This window comes from Streptomyces sp. BV286, assembly GCF_019090165.1.
Lineage (GTDB): Bacteria > Actinomycetota > Actinomycetes > Streptomycetales > Streptomycetaceae > Streptomyces.
Genome location: NZ_JAHRIB010000100.1, coordinates 154,114 through 178,622 on the forward strand (window position 1 = coordinate 154,114; position 24,509 = coordinate 178,622).

Genomic DNA, 24,509 nt, shown 5'->3' on the forward strand with positions numbered 1-24,509 from the left:
GCTCCGGGGCCGCGGACTCAGACCCTCATGACGTCAGACCTTCATGGAATGCAGGCCTTCATGAGGTGAGCACAACGTCAGGCGTTGACGCAGGTGTTGCCGAAGGCGGGGTTCAGCAGCCCGATCACGGAGACCGTGTTGCCGCAGACGTTCACCGGCACGTGGATGGGCGCCTGGATGACGTTGCCCGAGAGCACACCGGGAGAGTGCACGGCAGCACCCTGAGCACCGGCGTCGGCAGCCGCAACACCCGCACCAGCGAGAACGAGGCCACCCGTGGCAGCGGCAGCGGCGACGATCTTCTTGATCATTATTCCTCCTAGTAGGCAAATGTGATCCCAGCCGCGGATCACATCACCAGTAACGAGGAGGGAGTAATAGGGCTACGAGCCTATGAGCGCATTCACTCTTCTCAGTCGGCTCCGTACGCGCTGGCGATTATTGGAGTGTCGTTTCAGCGGGTTAATTCAGGACGCCTCGCGGTTCGGCAGATCTCAGGACGCCTCGATGAAGCGGTCCAGCACCCGCACCCCGAACTTCAGGGCGTCGACCGGGACCCGCTCGTCGACACCGTGGAACATCCCGGCGAAGTCCAGCTCCGGCGGCAGCTTCAGCGGGGCGAAGCCGAAGCAGCGGATGCCGAGGTCGTCGAAGGACTTGGCGTCGGTGCCGGCGGAGAGCATGTACGGGACGGCGCGGGCGATCGGGTCCTCGGCGGACAGCGCGGTCTGCATGGCGTCCACGAGGGCCCCGTCGAAGGTGGTCTCCAGGGCCTTGTCGGCGTGCACGTCCTCGCGCTTCACGTTCGGGCCGAGGATGCGGTCCAGGTCGGCGAGGAACTCCTCCTCGTAGCCCGGCAGATAACGGGCGTCGACGTGCGCGGTCGCCTGGCCCGGGATCACGTTCACCTTGTAGCCCGCGCCCAGCTGCGTCGGGTTGGCCGTGTTCTGCAGCGAGGCGCCGATGAGCTTGGCGATGCCGCCGAGCTTGGCGAGCGTCGCGTCCATGTTCTCCGGGTCGAGCTCGGTGCCCAGCGCGTCGCCGAGTTCGTCGAGGAAGTGCCGCAGCGTCTTCGTCACGCGCACCGGGAACTTGTGCCGGCCGAGCCGTCCGACGGCCTCGGACAGCTCGGTGATCGCGTTGTCCCGGTGGATCATCGAACCGTGGCCGGCCGTGCCGTCCACGGTCAGCTTCATCCAGTGCATGCCCTTCTGCGCGGTCTCCACGAGATACAGCCGCAGCTTCTCGTTGACCGTGAAGGAGAACCCGCCGACCTCGCCGATCGCCTCGGTCACGCCCTCGAAGAGGTCGGGATGCTTGGTGACGAGGTGCTTGGCGCCGAACTTGCCGCCCGCCTCCTCGTCCGCCAGGAAGGCCAGGACGAGGTCCCGGGGAGGCTTGCGACCGCTGCGCATCCGCTCGCGGACGACCGCGAGGGTCATCGCGTCCATGTCCTTCATGTCGACCGCGCCCCGGCCCCACACGCAGCCGTCGGCGATCTCGCCGGAGAACGGGTGGTGCGTCCAGTCCTGGGCGTTCGCCGGTACGACGTCGGTGTGGCCGTGAATGAGCAGTCCGGGCCGCGAGCGGTCCTCCCCCTCGATCCTGACCACCGTCGAGGCACGACCCTGGTGCGACTCGAAGATCTGCGGTTCGAGGCCCACCTCGGCGAGCTTCTCCGCGACGTACTCGGCGGCCTTGCGCTCACCCGGGCCCGAGTGGTCGCCGTAGTTGCTGGTGTCGATCTGGATCAGCTCGCGGCAGAGGTCGACGACCTCGTCCTCACCCGTGATGCCCTTGGTCGTGTCCGGCTCGCTCACGCTGCTTCCTCCCACAGTCCCTGCTGGCGGTCCCTCCCATCCTCCCTCTCCGGGCCTCCGGTCCCAAGGGCGGACCCGGCCCGTCACAGGCCGTTCACGCCCCGACGGCCCGTGATCGGGGGGTCTGGAAAGCCTGGTAATGTTTCCTTCGTCGCCGCGAGGGGAACCCCGCGCGACAGACACCTTGTCCGGGTGGCGGAATGGCAGACGCGCTAGCTTGAGGTGCTAGTGCCCTTTATCGGGCGTGGGGGTTCAAGTCCCCCCTCGGACACACGAGATGAACGAGGGCCGCGACCACTGGTCGCGGCCCTCGTTCGTTGTCCGTGACACCCCCGGACACCGCCCGTGACACCCCCCGGAAGCGGGTTCCGGCAACATGTGGGGCAGATCTCGTCAGGGTGACATATCCCCATGTCAGAGAGTCGGCCCCATCCCGCCGGGCCCCTCGAAAGGCCTGCTCGCATGGCTGCGGCGCAGGTCCGCGGCTAGCGTCGTACTAAAATTCCACGCTTGTTCGGAGCTGACCGGAACATCCCCAGGCATACCTGCGGGCCCGCCGGCTCCCCCGGAGCATCCGGGAACGACATGTGAGGACCCGATGGCAGCCCTCCAGCAAGGCCCCGCGCTCGCGTTGTCCGACGACGAGGTCCGGGCGGAGTTCGGCGGCCGGGCGCGCTTCTCCGCCTCCTCCGCGCCCTCACCGCGCACACTCGTCGACGTCTTCGACGCCTCCGTGCGGGCCTGCCCCGACGAGCCCGCGCTGGACGACGGCCGCCGCAGCCTCACCTACCGTGCCCTGGCCGTCGAGGTCGAGACCCTGCGACGGCGGCTCGGCGCCGCAGGGGTGGGCCTCGGGGACCGGGTCGGCGTCCGCGTCCCCTCCGGCACCAACGAGCTGTACGTCGCCGTCCTCGCCGTACTGGCCGCCGGAGCCGCCTATGTGCCGGTGGACGCCGAGGACCCGGACGAGCGGGCCGAGCTGGTCTTCGGGGAGGCGGACGTCCGGGCCGTCGTCGGAGCCGGGCACGAGCTGACCGTGCGGGGGCGCAGCGAGGCGCCCGCCGCGCGCCCCGGGGTCGAGCACGACGCGTGGATCATCTTCACGTCCGGTTCCACCGGCAGGCCCAAGGGTGTGGCCGTCACCCACCGCAGTGCCGCCGCCTTCGTGGACGCCGAGGCCGGGCTGTTCCTGACCGAGGACCCGATCGGGCCGGGTGACAGAGTCATGGCGGGTCTCTCCGTCGCCTTCGACGCCTCCTGCGAGGAGATGTGGCTGGCCTGGCGGTACGGGGCCTGCCTGGTGCCCGTACCGCGCTCCCAGGTGCGCAGCGGCGCCGATCTGGGGCCCTGGCTGGTTGAGCAGGAGATCACCGTCGTCTCCACCGTGCCGACGCTGGCCGCCCTGTGGGAGCCGGAGGCCCTCAACGAGGTACGGCTGCTGATCTTCGGCGGTGAGGCCTGTCCGCCCGAGCTGGCGCAGCGCCTGGTCACCGAGGGGCGGGAGGTGTGGAACACCTACGGGCCCACCGAGGCCACCGTGGTGGCCTGTGCCTCGCTGATGAGCGGCGTGGAGCCGATCAGGATCGGCCTGCCCCTCGACGGCTGGGAGCTCGCCGTCGTCGACGAGGCCGGGGAGCCCGTGGCGATGGGCGGCAGCGGCCAGCTCGTGATCGGCGGGGTGGGGCTCGCGCGCTATCTCGACCCGGAGAAGGACGCCGAGAAGTACGCCCCGCTGGATTCGCTCGGCTGGGAGCGCGCCTACCGCAGCGGGGACCTGGTCAAGGCCGAGCCGGAAGGGCTGATCTTCCTCGGGCGGGCCGACGAGCAGATCAAGCTCGGCGGGCGCCGGATCGAGCTGGGCGAGGTGGACGCCGCGCTGCAGGCGCTGCCCGGGGTCGCGGGCGCCGCGGCCGCCGTACGGACCGCCCGTGGCGGGAACCAGCTGCTCGTCGGCTATGTGGTCACCCAGGACGGCTGGGACCGGGCGGCGGCCGTCGAGAAGCTGCGCACGGAACTGCCCGCGGCCCTCGTCCCGCTGCTCGCGCCCGTGGCCGAACTGCCGACCCGGACGTCCGGCAAGGTCGACCGCAACGCGCTGCCCTGGCCGCTGGAGGGCGTGGAGACCGGCGGCCCCGCCGAGCAGCTGTACGGGACCGAGGCGTGGCTCGCCGAGCAGTGGAGCGAGGTGCTCGGCATCCCGGTGGGCTCCGCCCGCGACGACTTCTTCGCGATCGGCGGCGGCAGCCTCGCCGCCGCCCAGCTCACGACGAGGCTGCGCACCCGCTACCCGAGCGCCGCCGTGCTCGACGTCTACCAGCAGCCCGTGCTGCGGAAGCTGGCCCGGCATCTGGAGAGGTCCGCGCAGGGCGACGGTGCGGAGCGGGTGATCGCGCCGGTGCCGCTGCGGGCCAAGGTGGTCCAACTGCTGCTGCTCGTACCGCTGTTCGCGCTGCTCGGGCTGCGCTGGACGGTGGCACTGGCCGCGCTCGGCAACACGCTCCACTGGTTCGGCGCGTATCCGTGGGCGCCGACCGCCTCCTGGTGGCTCGTCGTCCCGTGCGCCGTCCTGCTCTTCAGCCCGCCCGGACGGCTCGCCATCGCGGCCGGCGGCGCCCGGCTGCTCCTGCGGAACGTGACGCCCGGGCGGTACCCGCGGGGCGGAGGGGTGCACCTGCGGCTGTGGACCGCCGAGCGGCTCGCCGAGTTCAGCGGGGCGACCTCGCTGACCGGGTCCTGGCTGGAGCGGTACGCGCGTGCGCTGGGCGCCAAGGTCGGGCCGGACGCCGATCTGCACTCGCTGCCGCCCGTGACCGGCATGCTCAAGCTCGGCCGGGGTGCCGCCGTGGAGTCCGAGGTGGACCTGTCGGGGCACTGGCTGGACGGGGACCGCCTGGAGATCGGCCCGGTCAAGGTCGGCGCGCACGCCGTGGTCGGCACCCGCAGCATCCTCTTCCCAGGCGCCCGGGTGGGCAAGCGGGCCGAGGTCGCGCCCGGTTCGGCCGTGTCCGGGCAGGTCCCGACCGGCCAGCGGTGGGCGGGCGCACCCGCGGTCAAGCTCGGCAAGGCGAAGCGGGACTGGCCCAAGGAGCGTCCGCAGAAGGGCACGTACTGGCGTGCGATGTACGGGGCGACCGGATTCGCGCTGTCGGCGTTGCCGCTGGTCGCGGGCTTCGCCGCGCTGCTCGTGGTGAGTCTCTTCGTCACCCCGGATGCCGGGCTCGCCGCGGCGCTGCGGGGCGCCGCGGTCGCGCTGGTGCCGGCGACGCTGGCCTTCGGTCTCGCGTACGCGCTGATCCTGCTGGTCGCCGTGCGGCTGCTCAGCCTGGGTCTGCGGCCCGGTACGCATCCGACGCACAGCCGGATCGGCTGGCAGGCCTGGACGGTCACCCAGCTGATGGACCGCTCCCGCGAGACGCTGTTCCCGCTGTACGCGGGGCTGGTCACGCCGGTGTGGCTGCGGCTGCTCGGGATGCGGATCGGGCGGGGCGCCGAGGTGTCGACGGTGCTCGCGCTGCCCAGCCTGACGACGGTCGGCGACGGGGCGTTCCTGGCCGACGACACACTGACCGCGCCGTACGAGCTCGGTGGCGGCTGGATGCGGATCGGGCGGGCGGAGATCGGGCGCCGGGCCTTCCTCGGAAACTCGGGAATGACCGCGCCGGGCCGTTCGGTACCGGACGGGGGCCTGGTCGGGGTGCTCTCCGCGACACCGAAGAAGGCCAAGAAGGGCAGCTCGTACCTGGGACTGCCGCCGGTGAAGCTGCCGCGGTCGGCGCAGGGAGGCGACCAGAGCCTCACGTACGATCCGCCCGCGCGGCTGCTGTGGGCGCGTGGGCTCGTCGAGTTGTGCCGGATCGTGCCCGTGTTCTGCTCGGCGGCGCTCGCCGTGCTGACGGTCGCGGCGCTGAGCGCGCTGGGGGCGTGGGCCTGGGCGCTCGCCGGGCTGGTGCTGCTGGGCGCCGGAGCGGCGGCGGGGCTGCTGTCGGTGCTCGCAAAGTGGCTGCTCGTGGGCCGGCACCGGGCCGGTGAGCACCCGCTGTGGAGCGGTTTCGTGTGGCGCAACGAGCTGGCCGACACCTTCGTCGAGGTCGTCGCCGTGCCCTGGCTGGCCGGGTCCGTGCCGGGCACCCCGGTGCTGAACCTCTGGCTGCGCGCCCTGGGCGCCCGGATCGGCAAGGGCGTGTGGGTGGAGAGCTACTGGCTGCCCGAGACGGATCTGGTGACGCTGGAGGACGCGGCGACGGTGAACCGCGGCTGCGTCCTGCAGACCCACCTCTTCCACGACCGGATCTTGCGGACGGATACTGTGGTGCTCCGTGAGGGCGCCACCCTGGGCCCGGGCGGAATCGTTCTGCCCGGCAGCTCCGTCGGGGCGCGCAGCACACTGGGACCCGCGTCCCTCGTCATGGCGGCGGAAACCGTCCCCGACGACACCCGCTGGCTGGGCAACCCGATCGAGGCCTGGCGTCCCTAGACGCGGCCCCGTACGGCGCCTCTCGGGCAGACCGGTCGGATCTGGCAGCGGTCGGTGCACCGGCACGTCGTACGAGCACAGCGCAGGGGAGCAGACACTTCAGTGGTTCAGCAGACAGTGGGAGCGGATCCGTACTTCCCGGCGAACGGTGACCCCCGTTACCGGGTGCACCGGTACGAACTCGCCCTGGACTACCGTCCAGGACCCAACCGGCTGTCCGGCACCGCGCGCCTGAACGCCATAGCGGGCCGGTCGCCGCTCGCCGAGTTCCATCTGAACCTCGCCGACTTCCGGATCGGCCGGGTCCGGGTCGACGGCCGGGCGCCGCACTACACGCACCGCGGCGGCAGGCTGCGGATGCGCCCGGCGAAGCCGGTCCGGGCCGGGGCCGCGTTCACCGTGGAGGTGCACTGGTCGGGCAATCCCAGGCCGGTGCGCAGCCCGTGGGGCGGGCTCGGCTGGGAGGAGCTGGAGGACGGGGCGCTGGTGGCGAGCCAGCCCGTCGGGGCGCCGTCCTGGTATCCGTGCAACGACCGGCCCGCGGACAAGGCCTCCTACCAGATCGCCGTCACCACGCCGTCGGCGTACTCGGTGGTGGCGGGCGGGCGGCTGCTGACGCGCACGCCGAAGGCGTCCACGACGACGTGGGTGTACGAGCAGGCGGCGCCGACGTCCAGTTATCTGGTCGGGCTGTCCATCGGGAAGTACCAGACCGTACTGCTCGGTGATCCGGGGCTCGGCGGTGTCCCGCAGGCCGGGCACATCCCGGCGCATCTGCTGACGGAGTTCTCCCGGGACTTCGCGCGGCAGCCCGCGATGATGGAGCTGTTCGAGGAGCTCTTCGGTCCGTATCCCTTCGGGGAGTACGCGGTGGTCGTCACCGAGGAGGAGCTCGACGTCCCGGTGGAGGCGCAGGGGCTGTCGCTGTTCGGCGCCAACCACGTGGACGGGGCCCGGGGTTCGGAGCGGCTGGTGGCGCACGAGCTGGCCCACCAGTGGTTCGGCAACAGTGTGAGCATCGCCGACTGGCGGCACATCTGGCTGAACGAGGGCTTCGCGAAGTACGCGGAGTGGCTGTGGTCGGAGCGGTCGGGCGGGCGCAGCGCCCAGGCCCTCGCGGGTCTGGCGCACCGCAAGGTGGCCGCGCTGCCGCAGGACCTCAGGCTGTCCGACCCGGGCCGCAAGCTGATGTTCGACGACCGGCTCTACGACCGGGGCGGGCTGGTGCTGCACGCGGTGCGGTGCGCGCTGGGTGACGAGGCGTTCTTCCGGATGCTGCGGGGCTGGGCCGCCGTGCACCGGGGCGGGTCGGTGACCACGGCGGCGTTCACGGCGCATGTGGCGCGGTACGCGGTCGAGCCGCTGGACGAGTTGTTCGCCGCGTGGCTGGACGAGACGGCGTTGCCGCCGTTGCCGTCCCGCTCCGCGGCGATTCCGGCGCGGCCGCCCTATCCGCCGTCGTGAGCGTCCCGTCGGTGAGCGTCCCGCCCGGAGCGGGTCAGGGGCCGGCCGTCACCGGTGTGCGGGCCGTCCGCGGCTGGTCGCGCGGTTCCCCGCGCCCCTGACGGGGCGCGGGAATTGGCCCGGGCGGTGGTGCGGGAGAATGGCGTTCATGTCCCGACGCACTCCTCAGTCCCGTGACCGGCGCCGTTCCGTCCCCGCGCGGAACCCCTCCTGCCCCTGCGGTCTCGCGGGAACGTACGAGGAGTGCTGCGGCCGGTTCCATGAGGGCCGGGCGACGGCACCGACCGCCGAGGCGCTGATGCGCTCGCGCTACTGCGCGTTCGTGCGGTGCGACGAGGCGTACCTGCTGCGGACCTGGCATCCGCGCACCCGGCCCGCCCGGGTGGAGTTCGATCCGGCCATGCGGTGGAGCGGTCTGGAGATCCTCGGTACGAGCGAGGGCTCGGCCTTCCACGGCACCGGCACCGTGACCTTCCGCGCGTCCTACGCCGGCGGCTCGCTGCAGGAGCACAGCCGCTTCGAGCGCGTCGAAGGGGCCTGGGTGTACGTCGACGGGGACATCGGCGAGTAGCCCCTTCAAGTGGTGCGGGGAACTGCGCGACGCGCCCGCAGGCGCGCAACTCCCTTACGAGGCAAGGGAGTCGGGGCTCCGGCTCAGGACTCCGGGCTGAGGATGTCCAGCTCCTGGAGGGCGCCCAGCACGACCTCCCGGGTCAGCTCCTCCGCCCGGACCGCGTCACCGGCGCGGACGGCCTCCGCGACCTGCACGTGCAGGGTGACCGCGGCCGGGTCGGGGTCCTCGAACATCACCTGGTGGTGGGTGCGGCCCGCCAGGACCTCCGCGACGACGTCGCCGAGCCGGGCGAACATCTCGTTGCCCGACGCCCGCAGCACGATCCGGTGGAAGGCGATGTCGTGGACGAGGTACCCCTCCAGCTTGTGGCCGCGTGAGTTGGCCACCATGCCGAGGGCGCACTCGGTGAGTTCGGCGCACTGCTCGGCCGTGGCGTACTTGGCGGCGAGGCCCGCGGCGACGGGCTCCACGGCGCAGCGCAGCACGGTCAGCGAGCGCAGCTGACGCGGCCGGTCGGCGCCCGCCAGACGCCACCGGATGACCTGGGGGTCGTAGACGTTCCACTCGTGCGCGGGACGCACGGTCACACCGACGCGGCGCCGGGACTCGACCAGGTGCATCGACTCCAGGACACGCACGGCTTCGCGCATCACGGAGCGTGACACCTCGAACCGCTGCGCCAGTTCGTCGGTGCGCAGCACGCTGCCCGCGGGGTACTCGCCCGCGGTGATCGAGGGACCGAGGCTCTCCAGTACATGGCCGTGCAGCCCCCGGCCCGGTGTGCTCATGAGGCTCAGCCTACGAGGCGAAGCGGGGGAACAAAAAGTCAGACTTATATGTCTCAGACTCTTGAATTCATCTGACCTATGGGTTTCAGTGTCGTGACGGATGCGGCACCTGACGTTCATCCGATGTCGAAGAAGACAGCGAGGCAGCAATGACTACCCCCCACGTCGTCGTGGTCATGGGTGTGGCAGGCACGGGCAAGACCACCATCGGACCCCTGCTGGCGGGCCGTCTCGGCGTTCCCTACGCCGAGGCCGACGACTTCCACCCCGAGTCCAACATCGCCAAGATGACGGCCGGGACCCCCCTCACCGACGAGGACCGCGCTCCCTGGCTGGACGCCATCGGCGCCTGGGCCCACGGGCGGGCCGGTCTCGGCGGTGTGGTCAGCTGCTCCGCGCTGAAGCGGGACTACCGCGACCGCATCAGGTCGGCCGCGCCCGACGTCGTCTTCGTCCACCTCACCGGTGACCGTGAGCTCATCGAGGACCGGATGGCGCACCGCAAGGGCCACTTCATGCCCACGGCGCTCCTCGACTCCCAGTTCGCCACCCTCCAGCCGCTCCAGGCGGACGAGACGGGTGTCGCCGTGGATGTGTCCGGCAGCCCCGACGAGATCACCGACCGGGCTGTGGCCGCGCTGCGCGGCCTCCCCCGGTAACCCCCACAAACTCCCCCTCCCACCCAAGGAAAAGCACCGTGACCAGACTCAGCGTCGAGATGCTGGCAGCGGACCCCGTCGAGCCGATCACCTCGGCGGGCCACGCTCAGCTGGGCATCGCCGTTCTGGCGGGCATCGCCGTCATCGTCCTGCTCATCACCAAGTTCAGGCTGCACGCCTTCCTCGCGCTGACCATCGGGTCACTGGCGCTCGGTGCCTTCGCCGGGGCCCCGCTCGACAAGGCGATCGCCAGTTTCTCGTCCGGTCTCGGTTCGACCGTCGCAGGCGTGGGCGTGCTGATCGCGCTCGGCGCGATACTCGGCAAGCTCCTCGCGGACTCCGGCGGCGCCGACCAGATCGTCGACACGATCCTCGCCAGGGCGAGCGGTCGCTCGATGCCCTGGGCGATGGTGCTGATCGCCTCGGTGATCGGGCTGCCGCTGTTCTTCGAGGTCGGCATCGTGCTGCTCATCCCGGTCGTGCTCATGGTCGCCAAGCGGGGCAACTACTCGCTGATGCGCATCGGCATCCCGGCGCTCGCGGGTCTGTCCGTGATGCACGGGCTGATCCCGCCGCACCCCGGTCCGCTGGTCGCGATCGACGCGGTCAAGGCGAACCTCGGTGTCACCCTCGCCCTCGGCATCCTGGTCGCGATCCCGACGGTGATCATCGCGGGCCCGCTCTTCTCCAAGTACGCGGCCCGCTGGGTCGACGTCCCCGCCCCGGAGAAGATGATCCCCCAGCGCGCCTCCGAGGACCTGGAGAAGCGCCCCGGCTTCGGCGTCACCATCGCCACCGTGCTGCTGCCGGTCGTCCTGATGCTGGCCAAGGCGCTGGTGGACATCGTCATCGACGACCCGGACAACATGGTCCAGCGGGTCTTCGACGTGATCGGCTCGCCGCTGATCGCCCTGCTCGCCGCCGTGCTCGTCGCCCTCTTCACCCTCGGGCGGGCGGCCGGGTTCACCAAGGACAGGATCTCCTCGACCGTCGAGAAGTCCCTCGCGCCGATCGCGGGCATCCTGCTGATCGTCGGCGCGGGCGGCGGCTTCAAGCAGACGCTCATCGACTCCGGTGTGGGCCAGATGATCCTGGACATCTCCAAGGACTGGTCGATCCCCGCGCTGCTGCTGGCCTGGCTGATCGCGGTGGCGATCCGGCTCGCGACCGGTTCGGCGACCGTCGCCACCATCTCGGCGGCCGGTCTCGTCGCACCGCTCGCGGCCGACATGTCGACCGCGCACGCCTCGCTGCTCGTCCTCGCGATCGGGGCCGGTTCGCTGTTCTTCAGCCATGTGAACGACGCCGGTTTCTGGCTGGTCAAGGAGTACTTCGGCCTCAGCGTCGGCCAGACCATCAAGACCTGGTCGGTCATGGAGACCATCATCTCGGTGGTCGCCGGAGGCCTGGTCATGCTGCTGTCGCTGGTGATCTAGCCGGCTTCGACAGCCGGTCCGGCCGACCCGAACAGAAAGTCACGTCGATGACTCATCCCCTCTTCGACATCACCGGCCGCACCGCGCTGGTCACCGGGTCCAGCCGGGGCATCGGCCTCGCGCTGGCCCGGGGCCTCGCGGAGGCGGGCTGCACGGTGGTGCTCCACGGCCGCGACACCGGCCGGCTCGCCGCGGCCGCCGCGGAACTGCCCGGCGAGATCCACACCGCCGCCTTCGACGTCACCGACGGACCGTCGGTCGCGGCCGGGATGGCGGACGTCGAGGAGCGGGTGGGTCCGCTGGACATCCTCGTCAACAACGCGGGAATGCAACTGCGGGCGCCGCTCCTGGAGTTCGCCGACGCCGACTGGCACCGCATCCTCGACACCAACCTGACGAGCGCGTTCCTCGTGGGCCGCGAGGCCGCACGGGGCATGACGGCGCGCGGCCACGGCAAGATCGTCAACATCTGCTCGCTGCAGAGCGAGGTGGCACGGCCCGGGATCGCGCCGTACGCCGCCACCAAGGGCGCGCTGAAGATGCTCACCAAGGGCATGTGCGCCGACTGGGGGCCCTGCGGGGTCCAGGTGAACGGGCTCGGCCCCGGCTACATCGAGACCGAACTCACCCAACCCCTCGTCGACGACCCCGAGTTCAGCGCATGGGTCCGACGGCGGACCCCGGCCGGCCGCTGGGGGCGCACGGAGGACCTGGTGGGCGGCGTGCTGTTCCTCGCCTCCCCGGCGGCGGACTTCGTCAGCGGTCAGGTGCTGTACGTCGACGGCGGCATGACCAGCGTCCTGTGAGTCCGCAGAGCCTGAAAGGGGCTTTCCCGATGCTCGGTTGCGTGATCCACGGCCAGGGGGACCTGCGCGTGGAGGACCTCCCGGCTCCCTTCGCCGGACCCGGCGAGGCACTCGTCGCCGTACGGTACGGCGGGGTGTGCGGATCCGATCTCCACTACTGGCGCCACGGCGGGGTCGGCGACTTCCGGCTCCGCGAGCCGATGGTCCTCGGTCACGAGGTCGTCGGCACCGTGCTCTCGTACGGAGGCGGCGGCAGGGGCCTTCCCGCACCGGGTACGGCCGTCGCCGTGCACCCGGCCACACCGTGCGGGGTGTGCCCGGAGTGCGCCGCGGGCCGCCGGAACGTGTGCCGTGACACCCGTTACCTCGGCAGCGCGGCCCGCACCCCGCACGTCCAGGGCGGATTCGCGGCCCAGGTCGTGGTCCCGGCCGAGCAGTTGAGGCCGCTGCCCGCCGGACTGCCCCTGCGGCGGGCCGCGTTGGCCGAACCGCTGTCGGTCGCCCTGCACGCGGTACGACGGGCCGGTGACCTCTCCGGGAAGCACGTCCTCGTGACCGGCGCCGGTCCCATCGGCTGTCTGGTCGTCGCGGCGGCGAAGGCGGCGGGCGCCGCGCGGGTGACGGTCACGGACCTGCTGCCGCGGGCCCTGGAGTACGCGGTGGCGGCCGGCGCGGACACGGCCGTACGCGCGGATGTGCCCTCCTCGCCCGACTGGCCCGCCGAGGTGGACGCGGCCGTCGAGGCCTCCGGCGTCGCCGCCGGGCTGGACACCTGCCTGCGCCTGGTGCGGCGCGGCGGGGTCGTCGTCCAGCTCGGCATGCTGCCACCCGGCCAGAGCCTCTTCGCCGGCAACCTCGTCGTCAGCCGTGAGATCGAACTGCGGGGAGCCTTCCGCTTCGACGGGGAGTTCGACGAGGCGCTCACGCTCCTCGCCGGGCAGCCGCGTCTCGACCGGCTGATCAGCGCGGTGGTCCCGCTGGGCGAGGCGGAGTCGGCGTTCGCCCTCGCGGCGGACCGCGCCGAGTCCTGCAAGGTCCTGCTGGACTTCGGGGACGACGCCTGAGTCCTGGAAGGGGCGCGGGGATCCGCGCGCCCTGCCACGCACGACCCGCGCGCCTCCGCACACCTTCGTCAGGACGCGGCGCGCCGGAGACCGGCGCTAGGGCCGCCACAGCGGGTGTTCCCGCTCCGCCCACTCGCGGCTGACCGACCCCGTCCGCAGGCCCCGCCGGGACTCCGGGCGGGCGAGGGCCATCCCGATGTGCCCCGCGAGGACGATGCCGATGGCCAGCGCGAGCCAGTCGTGGACGAAGGTCGCGCTCGTGCGCCAGACCAGCGGGGCGAGGTGGGTGAACCACATCAGCAGCCCCGTGCCGAGCATGACCAGGACGGCACCGGCGATCCACGCCGCGTACGTCTTCTGCCCGGCGTTGAACTTCCCGGCGGGCCGCGCCCCGGGCCGTGCGTCACGGCGCAGCGCGGAACGCAGCCAGACGCGGTCGTGCGGCCCGAAGCGGTTGAGCAGCCGCAGGTCCGCCCGGAAGGCGCGCGAGACGAGCCCGGCGAGGACGGGCACCGGAGTCAGCAGCCCCGACCACTCGTGCACGGTGACGACCAGCGCGCGGCGGCCGACGAGTTCGGCGAGCTGGGGCAGGTAGAGGCAGGCCGCGGTCAGGACGCACAGCCCCATCAGGAGGGCCGTCGCCCGGTGCACCCACCGTTCGGCGGGCGAGAAGCGGCGCACGCGGACCGAGGCCGCGAAGCGCTCGCCGGTGTCCGGGGGCCGCGAGGCGTCGATCTCAGGTCGCGTCATCGTCCCGTCCGTTCGATCGGCCCACCCACGCGTCCACGTCGTAGCCCCGCTCCTCCCAGTAGCCGGGGCGGACGTCCGACGTGACGGTGATGCCGGACAGCCATTTCGCCGACTTGTAGAAGTACATGGGGGCCACGTAGAGGCGGACCGGGCCGCCGTGGGAGTGGTTCAGGTCCTTGTCCTGCATGCGCAGGGCGACGAGGACGTCGGCGCGGCGGGCCTGGGACAGGGTCAGGCTCTCCGAGTACGCGCCGTCGAAGCAGGTGAAGCGCACCGCACCGGCCGAGGAGCGCACCCCCGCGGCGTCCAGCAACCGGGACAGCCGTACGCCCTCGAAGGGCGTGTCCGGCACCCGCCAGCCGGTGACGCACTGGACGTCGCGGACCATCCGGGTCTGCGGCAGGGCCCGCAGGTCGGCCAGGGTGTAGGTGCCGGGGCGGTCGACCAGGCCGTCGATCTTCAGACGGTACGAGTCCTCGTCCTTGTGCGGGACGGAGGAGGTGACCGAGTAGTAGCGGAAGCCGCCGCCGTTGGGGAGGAGGCCGGTCAGGCCGGTGGGGTCCTTGTCCGCGGCGCCGCCGAGGAAGGACTCCAGGCCTCGCTGGAGGGTGGGCGCGGTCACCACGCCCAGGGCACCGAGCCCGAGCATCCCGAGCATGAGCCGGCGCCCCACCGGGGCTCCGCCCTCCTCGGGTTCGCCCGCGGCCGCTGACGACAGTTCCGGGTTCACACACCGATTCGAGCACCCCCGGCCCCGGGAAGCCAGGGGCCGGGGGTGCTCGTCAGTGTTCCGTAATCTTTCTTACGGGTTTCTCAGGAGCGGGACGGCCGGGGGGCCGGGTGCTCAGGCGTCGGGCCCGGCCGCCTTGTCCAGCTGGAACGCCTCGTTGCCGAGGCCGATCCCGGCGTAGGCCTCGGGCTTGCGGGCGCGCAGGAACAGGCCCTGGAGCACGCCCGCGGCGGCGGCCAGCACGATGATGCCGGGCAGTACCCAGCTCAGCGAGGAGCCGGGTCCGGCTCCCACGAGGACGTCGAAGTCCTTGACGGTGTAGACCGCGATGACGAGGAGCGAGACCCCCGCGATCACCGAGCAGGCCAGGCGCCAGGCCTGGGCGGCCGCGGCGCCCCTGCGGGCGAAGAAGACGATGACGGAGAGCGAGGCAGCGGCCATCAGCACGATGACGCCGAGCGCGCCGACGTTGCCCATCCAGGTGAAGAGCTGCAGGACGGGCGCGGTCGGGTCGCCGACCGGCTTGTCGTCGGCGACGGCGAACGCGGCCACGACCACCACGGCGATGACGGACTGGAGCAGCGAGCCCGTGCCGGGCGCGCCGCTCGCGCCGGTGGTCCGGCCGAAGACGGAGGGCAGCAGACCTTCCCGGCCCATGGCGAAGGCGTACCGGGCGACGACGTTGTGGAAGCTGAGCATCGCGGCGAACATGCCGGTCACGAACAGGATGTGGAGCACGTCGGTGAAGGTCCCGCCGAGCCGTGACTCGGTGAGGTGGAAGAGCAGCCCGGCGCTCTGCTTCTGGGCGGCGCCCACGATCCCGGAGGGGCCCGCGGCGACGGTCAGCGCCCAGGAGCTGAGCGCGAAGAACACGGCGACGAAGCCGATCGCGAGGAACATCACGCGCGGGACCAGGATGTGCGGCCGGCTGGTCTCCTCCGCGTATACCGGGGCCTGTTCGAAGCCGAGGAACGCGGCGATGCAGAAGCACAGGGCGGTGCCGAGGCCCGCTCCCGTGAGGGTGTCCGGGTTGAAGGCGTGCAGCGACAGGCCTTCCTTGGCGGGGTCGGCGACGGCCGCGATGTCGAAGATGACGACGAGCGCGACCTCGATGAGCAGCAGCACCCCGAGCACGCGCGCGTTGACGTCGATCTTCAGCCAGCCGAGTGCGCCGACGAGGAGCGCGGCCGCCAACGCCGGTATCCACCAGGCGACTTCGACGTCGAGGTAGGTGGCGAACAGGCCGGACACCTCGAAGCCGAAGATGCCGTAGATGCCGATCTGGAGCGCGTTGTACGCGACGAGTGCGACGGCCGCGGCCCCCGAGCCCGCCATGCCGCCGAGTCCCCGGGAGATGTACGCGTAGAAGGCGCCCGCGTTGTGGACGTGGCGGCTCATCTCGGCGTACCCGACGCTGAAGAGGACGAGCACGACGCCGAGCAGGACGAAGAGCAGTGGCTGGCCGACGATGCCCATCACCGCGAATGTAGTGGGCATGACACCCGCGACCACCATGAGCGGGGCGGTCGCCGCGAGCACGGAGAGCAACAGGCCCCCCGTGCCGAGCCGGTCGGAGCGCAGCGCCCGGTCCTGGCCCTTGAAGGTGCTGATGCCGCTGTCCGCGGCGGTCTGTCTGCTCTTGCTCGACGCACTTGAGGTATGCGAACTGCCCGTCGTCATGGCGGGGTTGTCCTTTCGGGGGCTGCGATGTGCTGGGGCGTTTGTTCAGACCGTGCCGAGCACGCTGTCGCGTGCGGCACGGAAGGCCTTGTGCGGGTCTCGGTCGGGGTACGACCACGGAACGGGGGTCGCGTGCGATCCGATGCGGTGGAACAGGGCGGCCGCCTCGGCGCCCCGGCCCTCGCAGAACTTGGCGTGGGCGAGGAAGTTGAGGTCGAGCTGGCTGCGCGGATGGTCGTCGCGCTCCCACTCCAGCCACCAGTCGAAGGCCGTCTTCATCACCTGCCGGGCCCGCCGGCCGACCCAGTGCCCGGACGCCACGGGGTCGGCGGGTTCGCTGCCCGCGGCGGCCAGCACCCGGAAGCGCTCGGCGTGCGCGACGACGGGCAGGATCGCCAGCGGCGAGTCGGCGGGCGCCTGTTCGGCGGACCAGGTCGCGAAGTCGTAGACCTCGTGCAGCGGGTCCTGCCCGGCGTCGGGGCGCCGCTCGGCCAGCCGGGCCACCATCAGGTGATGGGCGTGGTGGTGGTCGGGGTACCGGTGCCGGACCTCGTCGAAGAGCTGGACCACGTCCTGCTCGGCGCCGAGGACACGCTCCAGCATCAGCAGCCCGAGCCAGGGCGTGGGGTCGGCGGGCACGGCCGCCGCCGCGCTGCGGCACGCCTCACGCGCCCTGGTGGGCTTCTCCTTGCCGTTCAGGGCGCGTTGGACGGTGGCGACGGCGAGCAGCACCGCGGCGTCCCCCGACTCGGGTTCGGCGAGCTGCCAGTCGCGGGCCCAGGCCAGCGTGCCGCTCTCCTGCGCGAGCGTCGTGACGCGGTGCCCGCGACGGTCCCAGTCGTCGCCGGTCTCGACCAGCAGGGAACGTACGGCGGTCCACCGGCCCTGGGCCAACGCGGCACGGGCGGCGACGAGTTCGGCGTCGTCCAGTGCGGCGTCGAAGGCCTGGGCCGCGCGCTTGCGGGCACGGCCGAGGGGTGGAGGGGGTGGAGACACCGCGGGAACTTCCTCACACGACGCGGTAATTCAGTGTCTGTTTTGTGCAACCGGTTGACATTCACCGATGACTGGTTTTGTCAGCGGTCGATCACGGACAGCCAACCCCCCACCAAGGGTTCACGTCAAGGTCTGACAGGTTGCAGACACGCCTCAAACTACCGCCGGGTACTGTGAGTTGGTCCCGCCGTTCGACCGGTCGTCATTGCCCGCCAAGGCCCCGTCAGTTCACGGCCTTCGCCGCGGCCCGCCCCGCCGTACGCCCGGAGAACAGGCAGCCGCCGAGGAACGTGCCCTCCAGGGACCGGTAGCCGTGCACCCCGCCGCCGCCGAACCCGGCCGCCTCCCCCGCCGCGTACACCCCGGACAGCGGGTCGCCGCCCTCGGTCAGCACGCGGGACGAGAGATCGGTCTCCAGGCCGCCGAGTGTCTTGCGGGTGAGGATGTTGAGGCGCACGGCGATGAGCGGCCCGGCCTTCGGGTCGAGGATGCGGTGCGGGGTGGCCGTGCGGATCAGCTTGTCGCCGAGGTAGGCGCGGGCACCGCGGACCGCCGTCACCTGGAGGTCCTTGGTGAACGGGTTGGCGATCTCCCGGTCGCGCGAGGTGATCTCGCGCCGCAGCGCGGCCTCGTCGATGAGTGGCTCCTTGGTGAGCGCGTTCATGCCGCGGACGAGTGCGCCCAGGTCCTTCTCGACGACGAAGTCGGCGCCCTTGTCCATGAACGCCTGTACCGGGCCCGGCACATCGGCCCGAGCGCGCTGGAAGACGCCCTTGACGGACTTGCCGGTGAGGTCGGGGTTCTGCTCGGATCCGGAGAGCGCGAACTCCTTGCCGATGATCTTCTGGTCGAGCACGAACCACGTGTAGTCGTACCCGGTCTTCATGATGTGTTCGAGGGTGCCGAGCGTGTCGAAGCCCGGGAACAGCGGTACGGGCAGCCGGTTGCCGCGGGCGTCCAGCCACAGGGACGAGGGGCCGGGCAGGATGCGGATGCCGTGGTTCTCCCAGATGGGGTTCCAGTTCTGGATGCCCTCGGTGTAGTGCCACATGCGGTCGCGGTTGATCAGACGGGCGCCGGAGCCCTCCGCGATGGCGAGCATCTCGCCGTCCACGTGCGCGGGCACGCCGGAGATCATCCGCTCGGGCGGAGTCCCCAGCCGCTCCGGCCAGTTGGCGCGGACGAGCTCGTGGTTGCCGCCGATACCGCCCGAGGTGACGATCACCGCCTGCGCCCGGAACTCGAAGGCGCCGGCGACGGTGCGGCTGCTGGCCCTGCCGCGCTCGACGCCCGACGGCTCCAGCACCTCCCCGCTCACGGTGTCGACGGTGCCCGCGCTGCGGGACAGGCCCGTGACCCGGTGGCGGAACCTGAGCTGTACGAGACCCCGCGCGACGCCCTCGCGGACCCGGCGCTCGAAGGGGGCGACGAGCCCCGGGCCCGTGCCCCAGGTGATGTGGAAGCGCGGCACGGAGTTGCCGTGCCCATTGGCGTCGTAGCCGCCGCGCTCGGCCCAGCCGACCACCGGGAACCAGCGGACGCCCTGCTTGTGCAGCCAGCTCCGCTTCTCACCGGCCGCGAAGTCGACGTACGCCTCGGCCCACCGGCGGGGCCAGTGGTCCTCGGCGCGGTCGAACCCGGCGGTGCCCATCCAGTCCTGGAGGGCCAGCGCGTGGCTGTCCTTGATGCGCATCCGGCGCTGTTCGGGGGAGTTCACGAAGAACAGGCCGCCGAACGACCAGTGCGCCTGGCCGCCGATCGACTGCTCCGGCTCCTGGTCGAGGAGGATCACCTTGCGCCCCGCGTCGACGAGCTCCGCGGTCGCCGCGAGCCCCGCGAGGCCCGCTCCGATCACGATCACGTCTGCGTCGTACGCCATGAGCAGGTCCTCCTAGGCCTTGTTACCGGTCGGTCAGATCCTTGGGCACCGGAGTGACCCAGTCAACTGCCGGTTCCGGGCGCCCGGGCTACAGTCGGTCGACACCCACACCTCGCCCGTCACCGTCCGAAGTCTTGAGGTACGCAGCGTGTCGGTTCTCGTCCTCGTCCTCGCCGTCGGCGCGGCCTGCTGCCTGGGCATCGGCTTCGTCCTCCAGCAGAACGCGGCGGCCCGCGCGCCCCTGGGCGACTTCCTCTCCCCCCGGCTGCTCCTGGACCTGGTGCGGGTGCCCCGCTGGCTGGGCGGCATCGGGTTCATGGTGGTGGGCATGGTGCTCGGCGCGATCGCGCTGTCCCACGGCGAGGTGTCCCTGGTCGAGCCGCTCCTCGCGACGAATCTCCTGTTCGCTCTCCTGCTCTCCCGGCGCCAGACCCGCCGGCCGCTCGGCCGGCAGGGATGGGCAGGCCTGCTGCTCCTCGCCGGCGGCGTGACGGCCTTCATCGTCGCCGGGCGGCCGAGGGGCGGCGACGCCGTCTCCGACCCGGTGCGGCAATGGCTGATCATCGGAGTGATGCTCGGACTCGCGCTGCTGCTGACCGTGTACGCCAAGCGGTCCGTGATGAGCGCGGGACCGGCGCTGCTCGGGGCCGCGGCCGGGCTGCTGTACGGGGTGCAGGACGCGCTCACCCGGGTGAGCGGACAGCGCTTCTCGGAGGGTGGATGGGTGTCGCTCGCCACCGGATGGCAGGTGTACGGGGTCGTCGCCCTCGGGGTCACGGGGCTCGTCCTCGTGCAGAGCGCCTTCGAGACCGCGCCGCTGCGGATGTCGCTGCCCGCGCTCACCGCCGCCCAGCCGCTCGCCGGCATCGCGTGCGGGGTGGGCTTCCTCGGCGACCGGCTGCGGACCGGCTCCGGGGCGCTGGCCTGGGAGGCCGCGGGTCTTGCCGGGATCGTGGTGGGCGTCGTCCTGCTCGGACTGCACCCCGCGATGCCGAGCGGCACCGTGCCCGGGCAGCGGCAGCGGCAGCGGGACCTGCAGCCGCGCTGACGTGCGGCGTGCCGCTGTGCGCCTGCTGCTTTGATGACCGGATGAGTTCAGCTGACGAGATTCTCGACGTCGTCGACGAGCACGACGTGGTGGTGGGCCAAGCGCGACGCGGGGACGTGTACGCGCGCGGGCTGCGGCATCGATGCGCGTTCATCCAGGTCAGGGACGCCGCCGGGCGGCTCTTCGTGCACCGGCGCACGCCGGACAAGCTGGTCTTCCCCTCCCTGTACGACATGTTCGTGGGCGGCGTCGTCGGCGCCGGCGAGAGCTACGCCGACGCGGCCCTGCGGGAGGCCGAGGAGGAACTCGGTGTCCGGGGACTCGCCCGTCCGGAGTTCCTGTTCAAGTTCCTGTACGAGGACGGCTCCGGGAGGAGCTGGTGGTCGGCCGTGTACGAGGTGCGGTGCCCGATGCCGGTGCGTCCCCAGGTGGAGGAGGTCGCCTGGCACGCGTTCCTGCCGGAGGCCGAGGTGCGGGAGCGGCTGACGGAGTGGGAATGGGTACCGGACGGGCTGGCCGCGTACGAGCGGCTGCGGGCTCTGCGGGAGACGGGCTGAGCGTCGTCCGCAATCGAGCGGGGATGATCACGTGGTTCCCCGCGCCGCCGAGGGGTTCGCGGCCCCCGGTAGGGTCACCGATGTGATCCATTTCGTGCAGACCGTCCGGCTGTGGTTCGCGCCCGAGCGGATCAAGGAGGAGGGCGGCACCCCCGACTACCGCTTCTCGCTGGCGAACGAACGGACGTTCCTGGCGTGGCTGCGGACCTCGCTGGCCCTGATCGGCGGCGGCTTCGCCGTGGACCAGTTCCTGCCCGATCTGCGGTGGGCGTGGCGGGCCGGGCTGGCGCTCGGACTGCTGGCCGCCGGGGTGCTGTGCGCGCTGCGCTCGGTGAACCACTGGGTCCGCTGCGAGCGCGCCATGCGCCGGGGCGAGGACCTGCCGGTGTCCCGTTTCCCGGCGCTGCTGAGCATCGCAGTGGCCCTGGTGGCCGTCGCGATGATCGTCGTCGTGCTGGTCGGGTGGGAGGGGTGACGGCCGGCCCCCTGGAGTCCGGGGGGCGGGACCCCGGCCTGCAGCCGGAGCGGACGCGCCTGGCCTGGCGGCGTACGACCCTCGCGGCGACCGTGGTCGCCGTGCTCGCCGGGAAGTCCGCCCTGCGCGAGGGGCCGAGCGCGACGGCGATCGTGGTGTGCGCGCTGTGCTGCGGGCTGTGGCTGGGATTCCTCGCCGTGGCGCACCGGCGGATTCGCACCCTGTCCGAGGGCGTGCCGCCGACGGCGTTCACGCCGAGGCACGCGAGCACCGCCGCCCTGTGCACGATCGCCCTGGCGCTCTGCGCCGTGGCGCTCGTCCTGTGAGGTTCCGGACCCCCTGCGCCCCTCCGGGGCAGCCACGACACCGCACGATCCGGTTTGGGCGGATATGTTGCTGTACATGTGGCTAGCCTGACCGGCGTCACACTCCGCACCTCCGAAGGTGAGCACCATGACCACCCTCCACCAGGAACACACCTCGCACGAGCACGCCCACGGCCCCGGCTGCGGGCACACCGAGGTACCGCACGGCGACCACGTCGACTACGCGCACGACGGGCATCTGCACCGCGAGCACTCGGAGCACTGGGACGAGTGCGAGCCGGGCGGCCACATCGCCCACGACGGGCACGGCCACGAGCACGGCGACGACTGCGGGCACCCGGCCGTGACGCACGGCGACCACGTGGACTACGTTCATGACGGTCATCGCCACGCCCGGCACGACGGGCACTGGGACGACCACTGAGCGCCCCGCTGGAGGTCCGGTGCATCCACTGCGGGCCCGTTGCGGCCGGCCGCGCCGTTCCCCACGCCCCTTCGGGGCACTGACGCACCGCACCGGAATCCGCCCGGTCGGCTCGAGCGACCGCAGGGCGCGGACCAACGGAACCCCCCGAGCCGTCACGGTTCGGGGGGTTCTTCGCGGCCGAGACGCCGATCACTTTTCGTCCCCGCACTGGACGGCATACCGACCGGTCGGCATCATATGGAGAGCCCTGATGTCCGGTGTACGGAGGAAACACGATGAGCGCAGACCACCCGCCGGGTCTCGATCTCGACCGGCTGCGCCGCCTGCTCGACGGTGAGCGGCCCGGGCTGGTCCACGGCCCCCTGACCGGCCGGCTGATCGAGGGCGGACGGTCGAACCTCACGTACGCGGTGACGGACGGCACCGCCAAGTGGGTCGTGCGCCGGCCGCCGCTGGGCCACGTACTGGCGACCGCGCACGACATGAAGCGCGAGCACCGGGTGATCAGCGCGCTGCACCCGACGGCCGTGCCCGTGCCGCGTACGCGCCTGCTGTGCGAGGACGTGGAGGTGCTGGGCGCGCCCTTCTACGTCATGGACTTCGTGGAGGGCACGCCCTACCGGACCGCCGAGCAGCTCGCGCCGCTCGGCCCGGAGCGCACACGCGGCGCGGTGCTGGGGCTCGTCGACACGCTGGTCGAACTGCACGCGGTGGACCCCGCCGAGGTGGGCCTCGCCGACTTCGGCCGGCCCGAGGGCTTCCTCGACCGGCAACTGCGGCGCTGGGGCAAGCAGTTGGACGCCTCCCGCAACCGTGAGCTGGCCGGGATCGACGAGCTGCACGCGGCGCTGGGGCGCGACCTGCCGCGCTCCCCCACGGCCACCGTCGTGCACGGCGACTACCGCCTCGACAACGTGCTGATCGGCGAGGACGACGAGATCAAGGCGATCCTCGACTGGGAGATGTCCACGCTGGGCGATCCGCTCACCGACCTGGGCCTGCTGGTCATGTACAGCATGCCGCTGGGGCTGCCCGACTCGCCCGTCCCCACGACCGCCACGGCCGCCGGGCACCCGGAGCCGGCCGAGCTGATCGAGCGGTACGCCACGCGCTCGGGGCGCGACGTGACCGCCGTCGCCTGGTACACGGCGTTCGCGTGGTTCAAGCTCGCCGTGATCCTGGAGGGCATCCACTACCGCTACACGCTCGGCCAGACCGTCGGCGCGGGCTTCGACCGCATCGGCGACCTGGTCCCCGTGTTCATCGAGCACGGCCTGACCACTCTTCAGGAAGGCTGACCGGCCATGGACTTCGCATACGACGCACGCACCGAGGAACTGCGGGCCAGGCTGCTCGCCTTCATGGACGAGTACGTCTATCCGGCCGAGGCGGTCGCGCACGAGCAGCGCGAGCGGCTCGCCTCGCCGTGGGACACCCCGGCCGTGGTCGAGGAGTTGAAGGCCGAGGCCCGCCGCCAGGGCCTGTGGAACCTCTTCCTCCCCGACTCCGCGTACGGGGCCGGGCTGACCAACCTCCAGTACGCGCCGCTCGCCGAGATCACCGGCCGGTCCCCGCAGTTGGCGCCCACCGCGCTGAACTGCGCGGCACCCGACACCGGCAACATGGAGGTGCTCACCCAGTTCGGCGACGAGCAGCAGCGCAAGCAGTGGTTGGAGCCGCTGCTCGCCGGTGAGATCCGTTCGGCGTTCGCGATGACCGAGCCGGAGGTGGCCTCCTCCGACGCCACCAACATCACCACGCTGATAGAGCGGTCCACCGACGCCGCCGCGGGCACGGACGAGTACGTCGTCACCGGCCGCAAGTGGTACATCTCCGGGGCGATGAACCCCGACTGCAAGATCTTCATCGTGATGGGCAAGACGGACCCGGACGGGTCCGACATCCGCCGTCAGCAGTCGATGATCCTGGTGCCCCGCGACACACCCGGCGTCGAGGTCAGGCGCGCGATGCAGGTGTACGGCTACGAGGACCACTCCCACGGAGGGCACGCGGAGGTCGTCTTCCACGGCGCGCGCGTCCCGGTCACGAACCTCATCGGCGAGGAGGGCGGCGGTTTCGCCATCGCCCAGGCGCGGCTCGGCCCCGGCCGTATCCACCACTGCATGCGGCTCATCGGCATGGCCGAGCGGGCGATCGAGCTGATGTGCCGGCGGGCCGCCTCCCGTGAGGCCTTCGGCAAGTCGCTGGCCCAGCAGGGGGTCGTCCACAACTGGATCGCCGACGCGCGGGTGGCGGTCGAGCAGCTGCGGCTGCTGGTCCTCAAGACGGCCTGGATGATGGACACCGTCGGCAACAAGGGTGCGCACACGGAGATCCAGGCGATCAAGATCGCGACGCCTCGTACGGTCGTCGACATCATCGACAAGGCGATCCAGCTGCACGGCGCGGGCGGAGTCAGCCAGGACTTCCCGCTGGCCGAGCTCTGGGCCGGCGCCCGCACCCTGAAGCTGGCCGACGGCCCGGACGAGGTGCATCAGCGCTCGCTGGCCCGCCACGAGCTGAAGAAGTACGTCTGACGCACCGGAGCGGCGGACG

General features: G+C 71.8%; 22 protein-coding genes and 1 tRNA gene. 15 read left to right on the forward strand and 8 right to left on the reverse strand.

Annotation, left to right across the window (positions count from 1 at the left end):
• Nucleotides 1–77: 77 nt before the first annotated feature.
• Nucleotides 78–311 (reverse strand): chaplin ChpH, encoded by a 234-nt coding sequence (gene chpH, locus KUF83_RS14065; protein ID WP_217455001.1) that lies wholly within the window; start codon nucleotides 309–311, stop codon nucleotides 78–80.
• A gap of 183 nt (nucleotides 312–494) precedes the next feature.
• Complete coding sequence (locus KUF83_RS14070; protein WP_217455002.1) at nucleotides 495–1,820, reverse strand: M20/M25/M40 family metallo-hydrolase; 1,326 nt, start codon at nucleotides 1,818–1,820, stop codon at nucleotides 495–497.
• A 186-nt stretch (nucleotides 1,821–2,006) separates the two neighbouring features.
• Between KUF83_RS14070 and KUF83_RS14075 the strand changes: the two genes are divergently transcribed.
• The 4 genes from KUF83_RS14075 (at nucleotide 2,007) to KUF83_RS14090 (ending at nucleotide 8,329) form a co-directional block, all read left to right on the forward strand.
• Nucleotides 2,007–2,091 (forward strand) — tRNA-Leu (locus KUF83_RS14075).
• 327 nt (nucleotides 2,092–2,418) lie between these two features.
• Nucleotides 2,419–6,294 carry a Pls/PosA family non-ribosomal peptide synthetase gene (locus KUF83_RS14080; RefSeq protein ID WP_217455003.1) on the forward strand — a complete coding sequence of 1,292 codons (3,876 nt, stop codon included), beginning with the start codon at nucleotides 2,419–2,421 and terminating at the stop codon, nucleotides 6,292–6,294.
• Nucleotides 6,295–6,411: 117 nt separating this feature from the next.
• On the forward strand, nucleotides 6,412–7,758 hold the full coding sequence (locus KUF83_RS14085; protein WP_217455044.1) for a M1 family metallopeptidase: 1,347 nt from the start codon (nucleotides 6,412–6,414) through the stop codon (nucleotides 7,756–7,758).
• 148 nt (nucleotides 7,759–7,906) lie between these two features.
• Nucleotides 7,907–8,329 carry a YchJ family protein gene (locus KUF83_RS14090; RefSeq protein ID WP_217455004.1) on the forward strand — a complete coding sequence of 141 codons (423 nt, stop codon included), beginning with the start codon at nucleotides 7,907–7,909 and terminating at the stop codon, nucleotides 8,327–8,329.
• A gap of 83 nt (nucleotides 8,330–8,412) precedes the next feature.
• Here the strand turns inward: KUF83_RS14090 and KUF83_RS14095 are convergent, their stop codons facing one another.
• Entirely contained in the window at nucleotides 8,413–9,120 is a 708-nt protein-coding gene (locus tag KUF83_RS14095; RefSeq protein WP_217455005.1) for a FadR/GntR family transcriptional regulator, read from the reverse strand.
• 149 nt (nucleotides 9,121–9,269) lie between these two features.
• Between KUF83_RS14095 and KUF83_RS14100 the strand changes: the two genes are divergently transcribed.
• Genes KUF83_RS14100 through KUF83_RS14115 form a run of 4 tightly spaced genes read left to right on the forward strand, consistent with a single transcriptional unit; the run spans nucleotide 9,270 to nucleotide 13,085 of the window.
• Entirely contained in the window at nucleotides 9,270–9,779 is a 510-nt protein-coding gene (locus tag KUF83_RS14100) for a gluconokinase (protein ID WP_217455006.1), read from the forward strand.
• Between the two features lie 38 nt (nucleotides 9,780–9,817).
• Nucleotides 9,818–11,215, forward strand: coding sequence for a gluconate:H+ symporter (locus KUF83_RS14105; protein WP_217455007.1), 1,398 nt, complete (start codon nucleotides 9,818–9,820; stop codon nucleotides 11,213–11,215).
• A gap of 47 nt (nucleotides 11,216–11,262) precedes the next feature.
• Nucleotides 11,263–12,021, forward strand: a complete 759-nt coding sequence (locus KUF83_RS14110) for an SDR family oxidoreductase (protein ID WP_217455008.1) — start codon at nucleotides 11,263–11,265, stop codon at nucleotides 12,019–12,021.
• Nucleotides 12,022–12,050: 29 nt separating this feature from the next.
• Nucleotides 12,051–13,085 (forward strand): L-idonate 5-dehydrogenase, encoded by a 1,035-nt coding sequence (locus KUF83_RS14115; protein ID WP_217455009.1) that lies wholly within the window; start codon nucleotides 12,051–12,053, stop codon nucleotides 13,083–13,085.
• Nucleotides 13,086–13,181: 96 nt separating this feature from the next.
• On the opposite strand, the gene KUF83_RS14120 is transcribed toward KUF83_RS14115, so the two are convergent.
• The 5 genes from KUF83_RS14120 to KUF83_RS14140 all read right to left on the reverse strand — a co-directional run bounded on the left by KUF83_RS14120 (nucleotide 13,182) and on the right by KUF83_RS14140 (nucleotide 19,120).
• Complete coding sequence (locus KUF83_RS14120; protein WP_217455010.1) at nucleotides 13,182–13,835, reverse strand: cytochrome b/b6 domain-containing protein; 654 nt, start codon at nucleotides 13,833–13,835, stop codon at nucleotides 13,182–13,184.
• The gene (locus KUF83_RS14125) at nucleotides 13,822–14,493 is read right to left on the reverse strand and encodes a molybdopterin-dependent oxidoreductase (protein ID WP_217455045.1); all 672 of its coding nucleotides are present in this window, start codon (nucleotides 14,491–14,493) and stop codon (nucleotides 13,822–13,824) included. Before KUF83_RS14125 ends, KUF83_RS14120 begins: the two co-directional genes overlap by 14 nt.
• Nucleotides 14,494–14,679: 186 nt before the next feature.
• Complete coding sequence (locus KUF83_RS14130; RefSeq protein ID WP_217455011.1) at nucleotides 14,680–16,245, reverse strand: APC family permease; 1,566 nt, start codon at nucleotides 16,243–16,245, stop codon at nucleotides 14,680–14,682.
• A gap of 45 nt (nucleotides 16,246–16,290) precedes the next feature.
• Nucleotides 16,291–17,241, reverse strand: coding sequence for a hypothetical protein (locus KUF83_RS14135; RefSeq protein ID WP_217455012.1), 951 nt, complete (start codon nucleotides 17,239–17,241; stop codon nucleotides 16,291–16,293).
• 223 nt (nucleotides 17,242–17,464) lie between these two features.
• Complete coding sequence (locus KUF83_RS14140) at nucleotides 17,465–19,120, reverse strand: FAD-binding dehydrogenase (protein ID WP_217455013.1); 1,656 nt, start codon at nucleotides 19,118–19,120, stop codon at nucleotides 17,465–17,467.
• A 148-nt stretch (nucleotides 19,121–19,268) separates the two neighbouring features.
• Here KUF83_RS14140 and KUF83_RS14145 point away from each other — a divergent pair, with 148 nt between their 5' ends.
• The 7 genes from KUF83_RS14145 (at nucleotide 19,269) to KUF83_RS14175 (ending at nucleotide 24,490) form a co-directional block, all read left to right on the forward strand.
• A complete protein-coding gene (locus tag KUF83_RS14145) occupies nucleotides 19,269–20,168 on the forward strand; it encodes a DMT family transporter (protein WP_217455014.1) in 900 nt (299 codons plus the stop codon).
• Nucleotides 20,169–20,209: 41 nt separating this feature from the next.
• Nucleotides 20,210–20,725 carry an NUDIX hydrolase gene (locus KUF83_RS14150; RefSeq protein ID WP_217455015.1) on the forward strand — a complete coding sequence of 172 codons (516 nt, stop codon included), beginning with the start codon at nucleotides 20,210–20,212 and terminating at the stop codon, nucleotides 20,723–20,725.
• Nucleotides 20,726–20,807: 82 nt separating this feature from the next.
• A complete protein-coding gene (locus KUF83_RS14155; RefSeq protein WP_217455016.1) occupies nucleotides 20,808–21,200 on the forward strand; it encodes a DUF202 domain-containing protein in 393 nt (130 codons plus the stop codon).
• Nucleotides 21,197–21,526, forward strand: coding sequence for a DUF202 domain-containing protein (locus KUF83_RS14160; RefSeq protein ID WP_217455017.1), 330 nt, complete (start codon nucleotides 21,197–21,199; stop codon nucleotides 21,524–21,526). The genes KUF83_RS14155 and KUF83_RS14160 overlap by 4 nt, the downstream gene beginning before the upstream one ends.
• A gap of 127 nt (nucleotides 21,527–21,653) precedes the next feature.
• Nucleotides 21,654–21,950, forward strand: a complete 297-nt coding sequence (locus KUF83_RS14165) for a hypothetical protein (protein ID WP_217455018.1) — start codon at nucleotides 21,654–21,656, stop codon at nucleotides 21,948–21,950.
• Between the two features lie 278 nt (nucleotides 21,951–22,228).
• Entirely contained in the window at nucleotides 22,229–23,251 is a 1,023-nt protein-coding gene (locus tag KUF83_RS14170) for a phosphotransferase family protein (protein ID WP_217455019.1), read from the forward strand.
• A gap of 6 nt (nucleotides 23,252–23,257) precedes the next feature.
• On the forward strand, nucleotides 23,258–24,490 hold the full coding sequence (locus tag KUF83_RS14175) for an acyl-CoA dehydrogenase family protein (protein ID WP_217455020.1): 1,233 nt from the start codon (nucleotides 23,258–23,260) through the stop codon (nucleotides 24,488–24,490).
• Nucleotides 24,491–24,509: the final 19 nt, after the last annotated feature.

What these genes read in the sequence shown, in the direction of transcription:
- chpH (WP_217455001.1), bottom strand. Translation starts at nt 311, where the DNA reads ATGATCAAGAAGATCGTCGCCGCTGCCGCTGCCACGGGTGGCCTCGTT.
- KUF83_RS14080 (WP_217455003.1), top strand. Translation starts at nt 2,419, where the DNA reads ATGGCAGCCCTCCAGCAAGGCCCCGCGCTCGCGTTGTCCGACGACGAG.
- KUF83_RS14090 (WP_217455004.1), top strand. Translation starts at nt 7,907, where the DNA reads ATGTCCCGACGCACTCCTCAGTCCCGTGACCGGCGCCGTTCCGTCCCC.
- KUF83_RS14095 (WP_217455005.1), bottom strand. Translation starts at nt 9,120, where the DNA reads ATGAGCACACCGGGCCGGGGGCTGCACGGCCATGTACTGGAGAGCCTC.
- KUF83_RS14100 (WP_217455006.1), top strand. Translation starts at nt 9,270, where the DNA reads ATGACTACCCCCCACGTCGTCGTGGTCATGGGTGTGGCAGGCACGGGC.
- KUF83_RS14110 (WP_217455008.1), top strand. Translation starts at nt 11,263, where the DNA reads ATGACTCATCCCCTCTTCGACATCACCGGCCGCACCGCGCTGGTCACC.
- KUF83_RS14115 (WP_217455009.1), top strand. Translation starts at nt 12,051, where the DNA reads ATGCTCGGTTGCGTGATCCACGGCCAGGGGGACCTGCGCGTGGAGGAC.
- KUF83_RS14120 (WP_217455010.1), bottom strand. Translation starts at nt 13,835, where the DNA reads ATGACGCGACCTGAGATCGACGCCTCGCGGCCCCCGGACACCGGCGAG.
- KUF83_RS14125 (WP_217455045.1), bottom strand. Translation starts at nt 14,493, where the DNA reads ATGCTCGGGATGCTCGGGCTCGGTGCCCTGGGCGTGGTGACCGCGCCC.
- KUF83_RS14130 (WP_217455011.1), bottom strand. Translation starts at nt 16,245, where the DNA reads ATGACGACGGGCAGTTCGCATACCTCAAGTGCGTCGAGCAAGAGCAGA.
- KUF83_RS14140 (WP_217455013.1), bottom strand. Translation starts at nt 19,120, where the DNA reads ATGGCGTACGACGCAGACGTGATCGTGATCGGAGCGGGCCTCGCGGGG.
- KUF83_RS14150 (WP_217455015.1), top strand. Translation starts at nt 20,210, where the DNA reads ATGAGTTCAGCTGACGAGATTCTCGACGTCGTCGACGAGCACGACGTG.
- KUF83_RS14165 (WP_217455018.1), top strand. Translation starts at nt 21,654, where the DNA reads ATGACCACCCTCCACCAGGAACACACCTCGCACGAGCACGCCCACGGC.
- KUF83_RS14170 (WP_217455019.1), top strand. Translation starts at nt 22,229, where the DNA reads ATGAGCGCAGACCACCCGCCGGGTCTCGATCTCGACCGGCTGCGCCGC.
- KUF83_RS14175 (WP_217455020.1), top strand. Translation starts at nt 23,258, where the DNA reads ATGGACTTCGCATACGACGCACGCACCGAGGAACTGCGGGCCAGGCTG.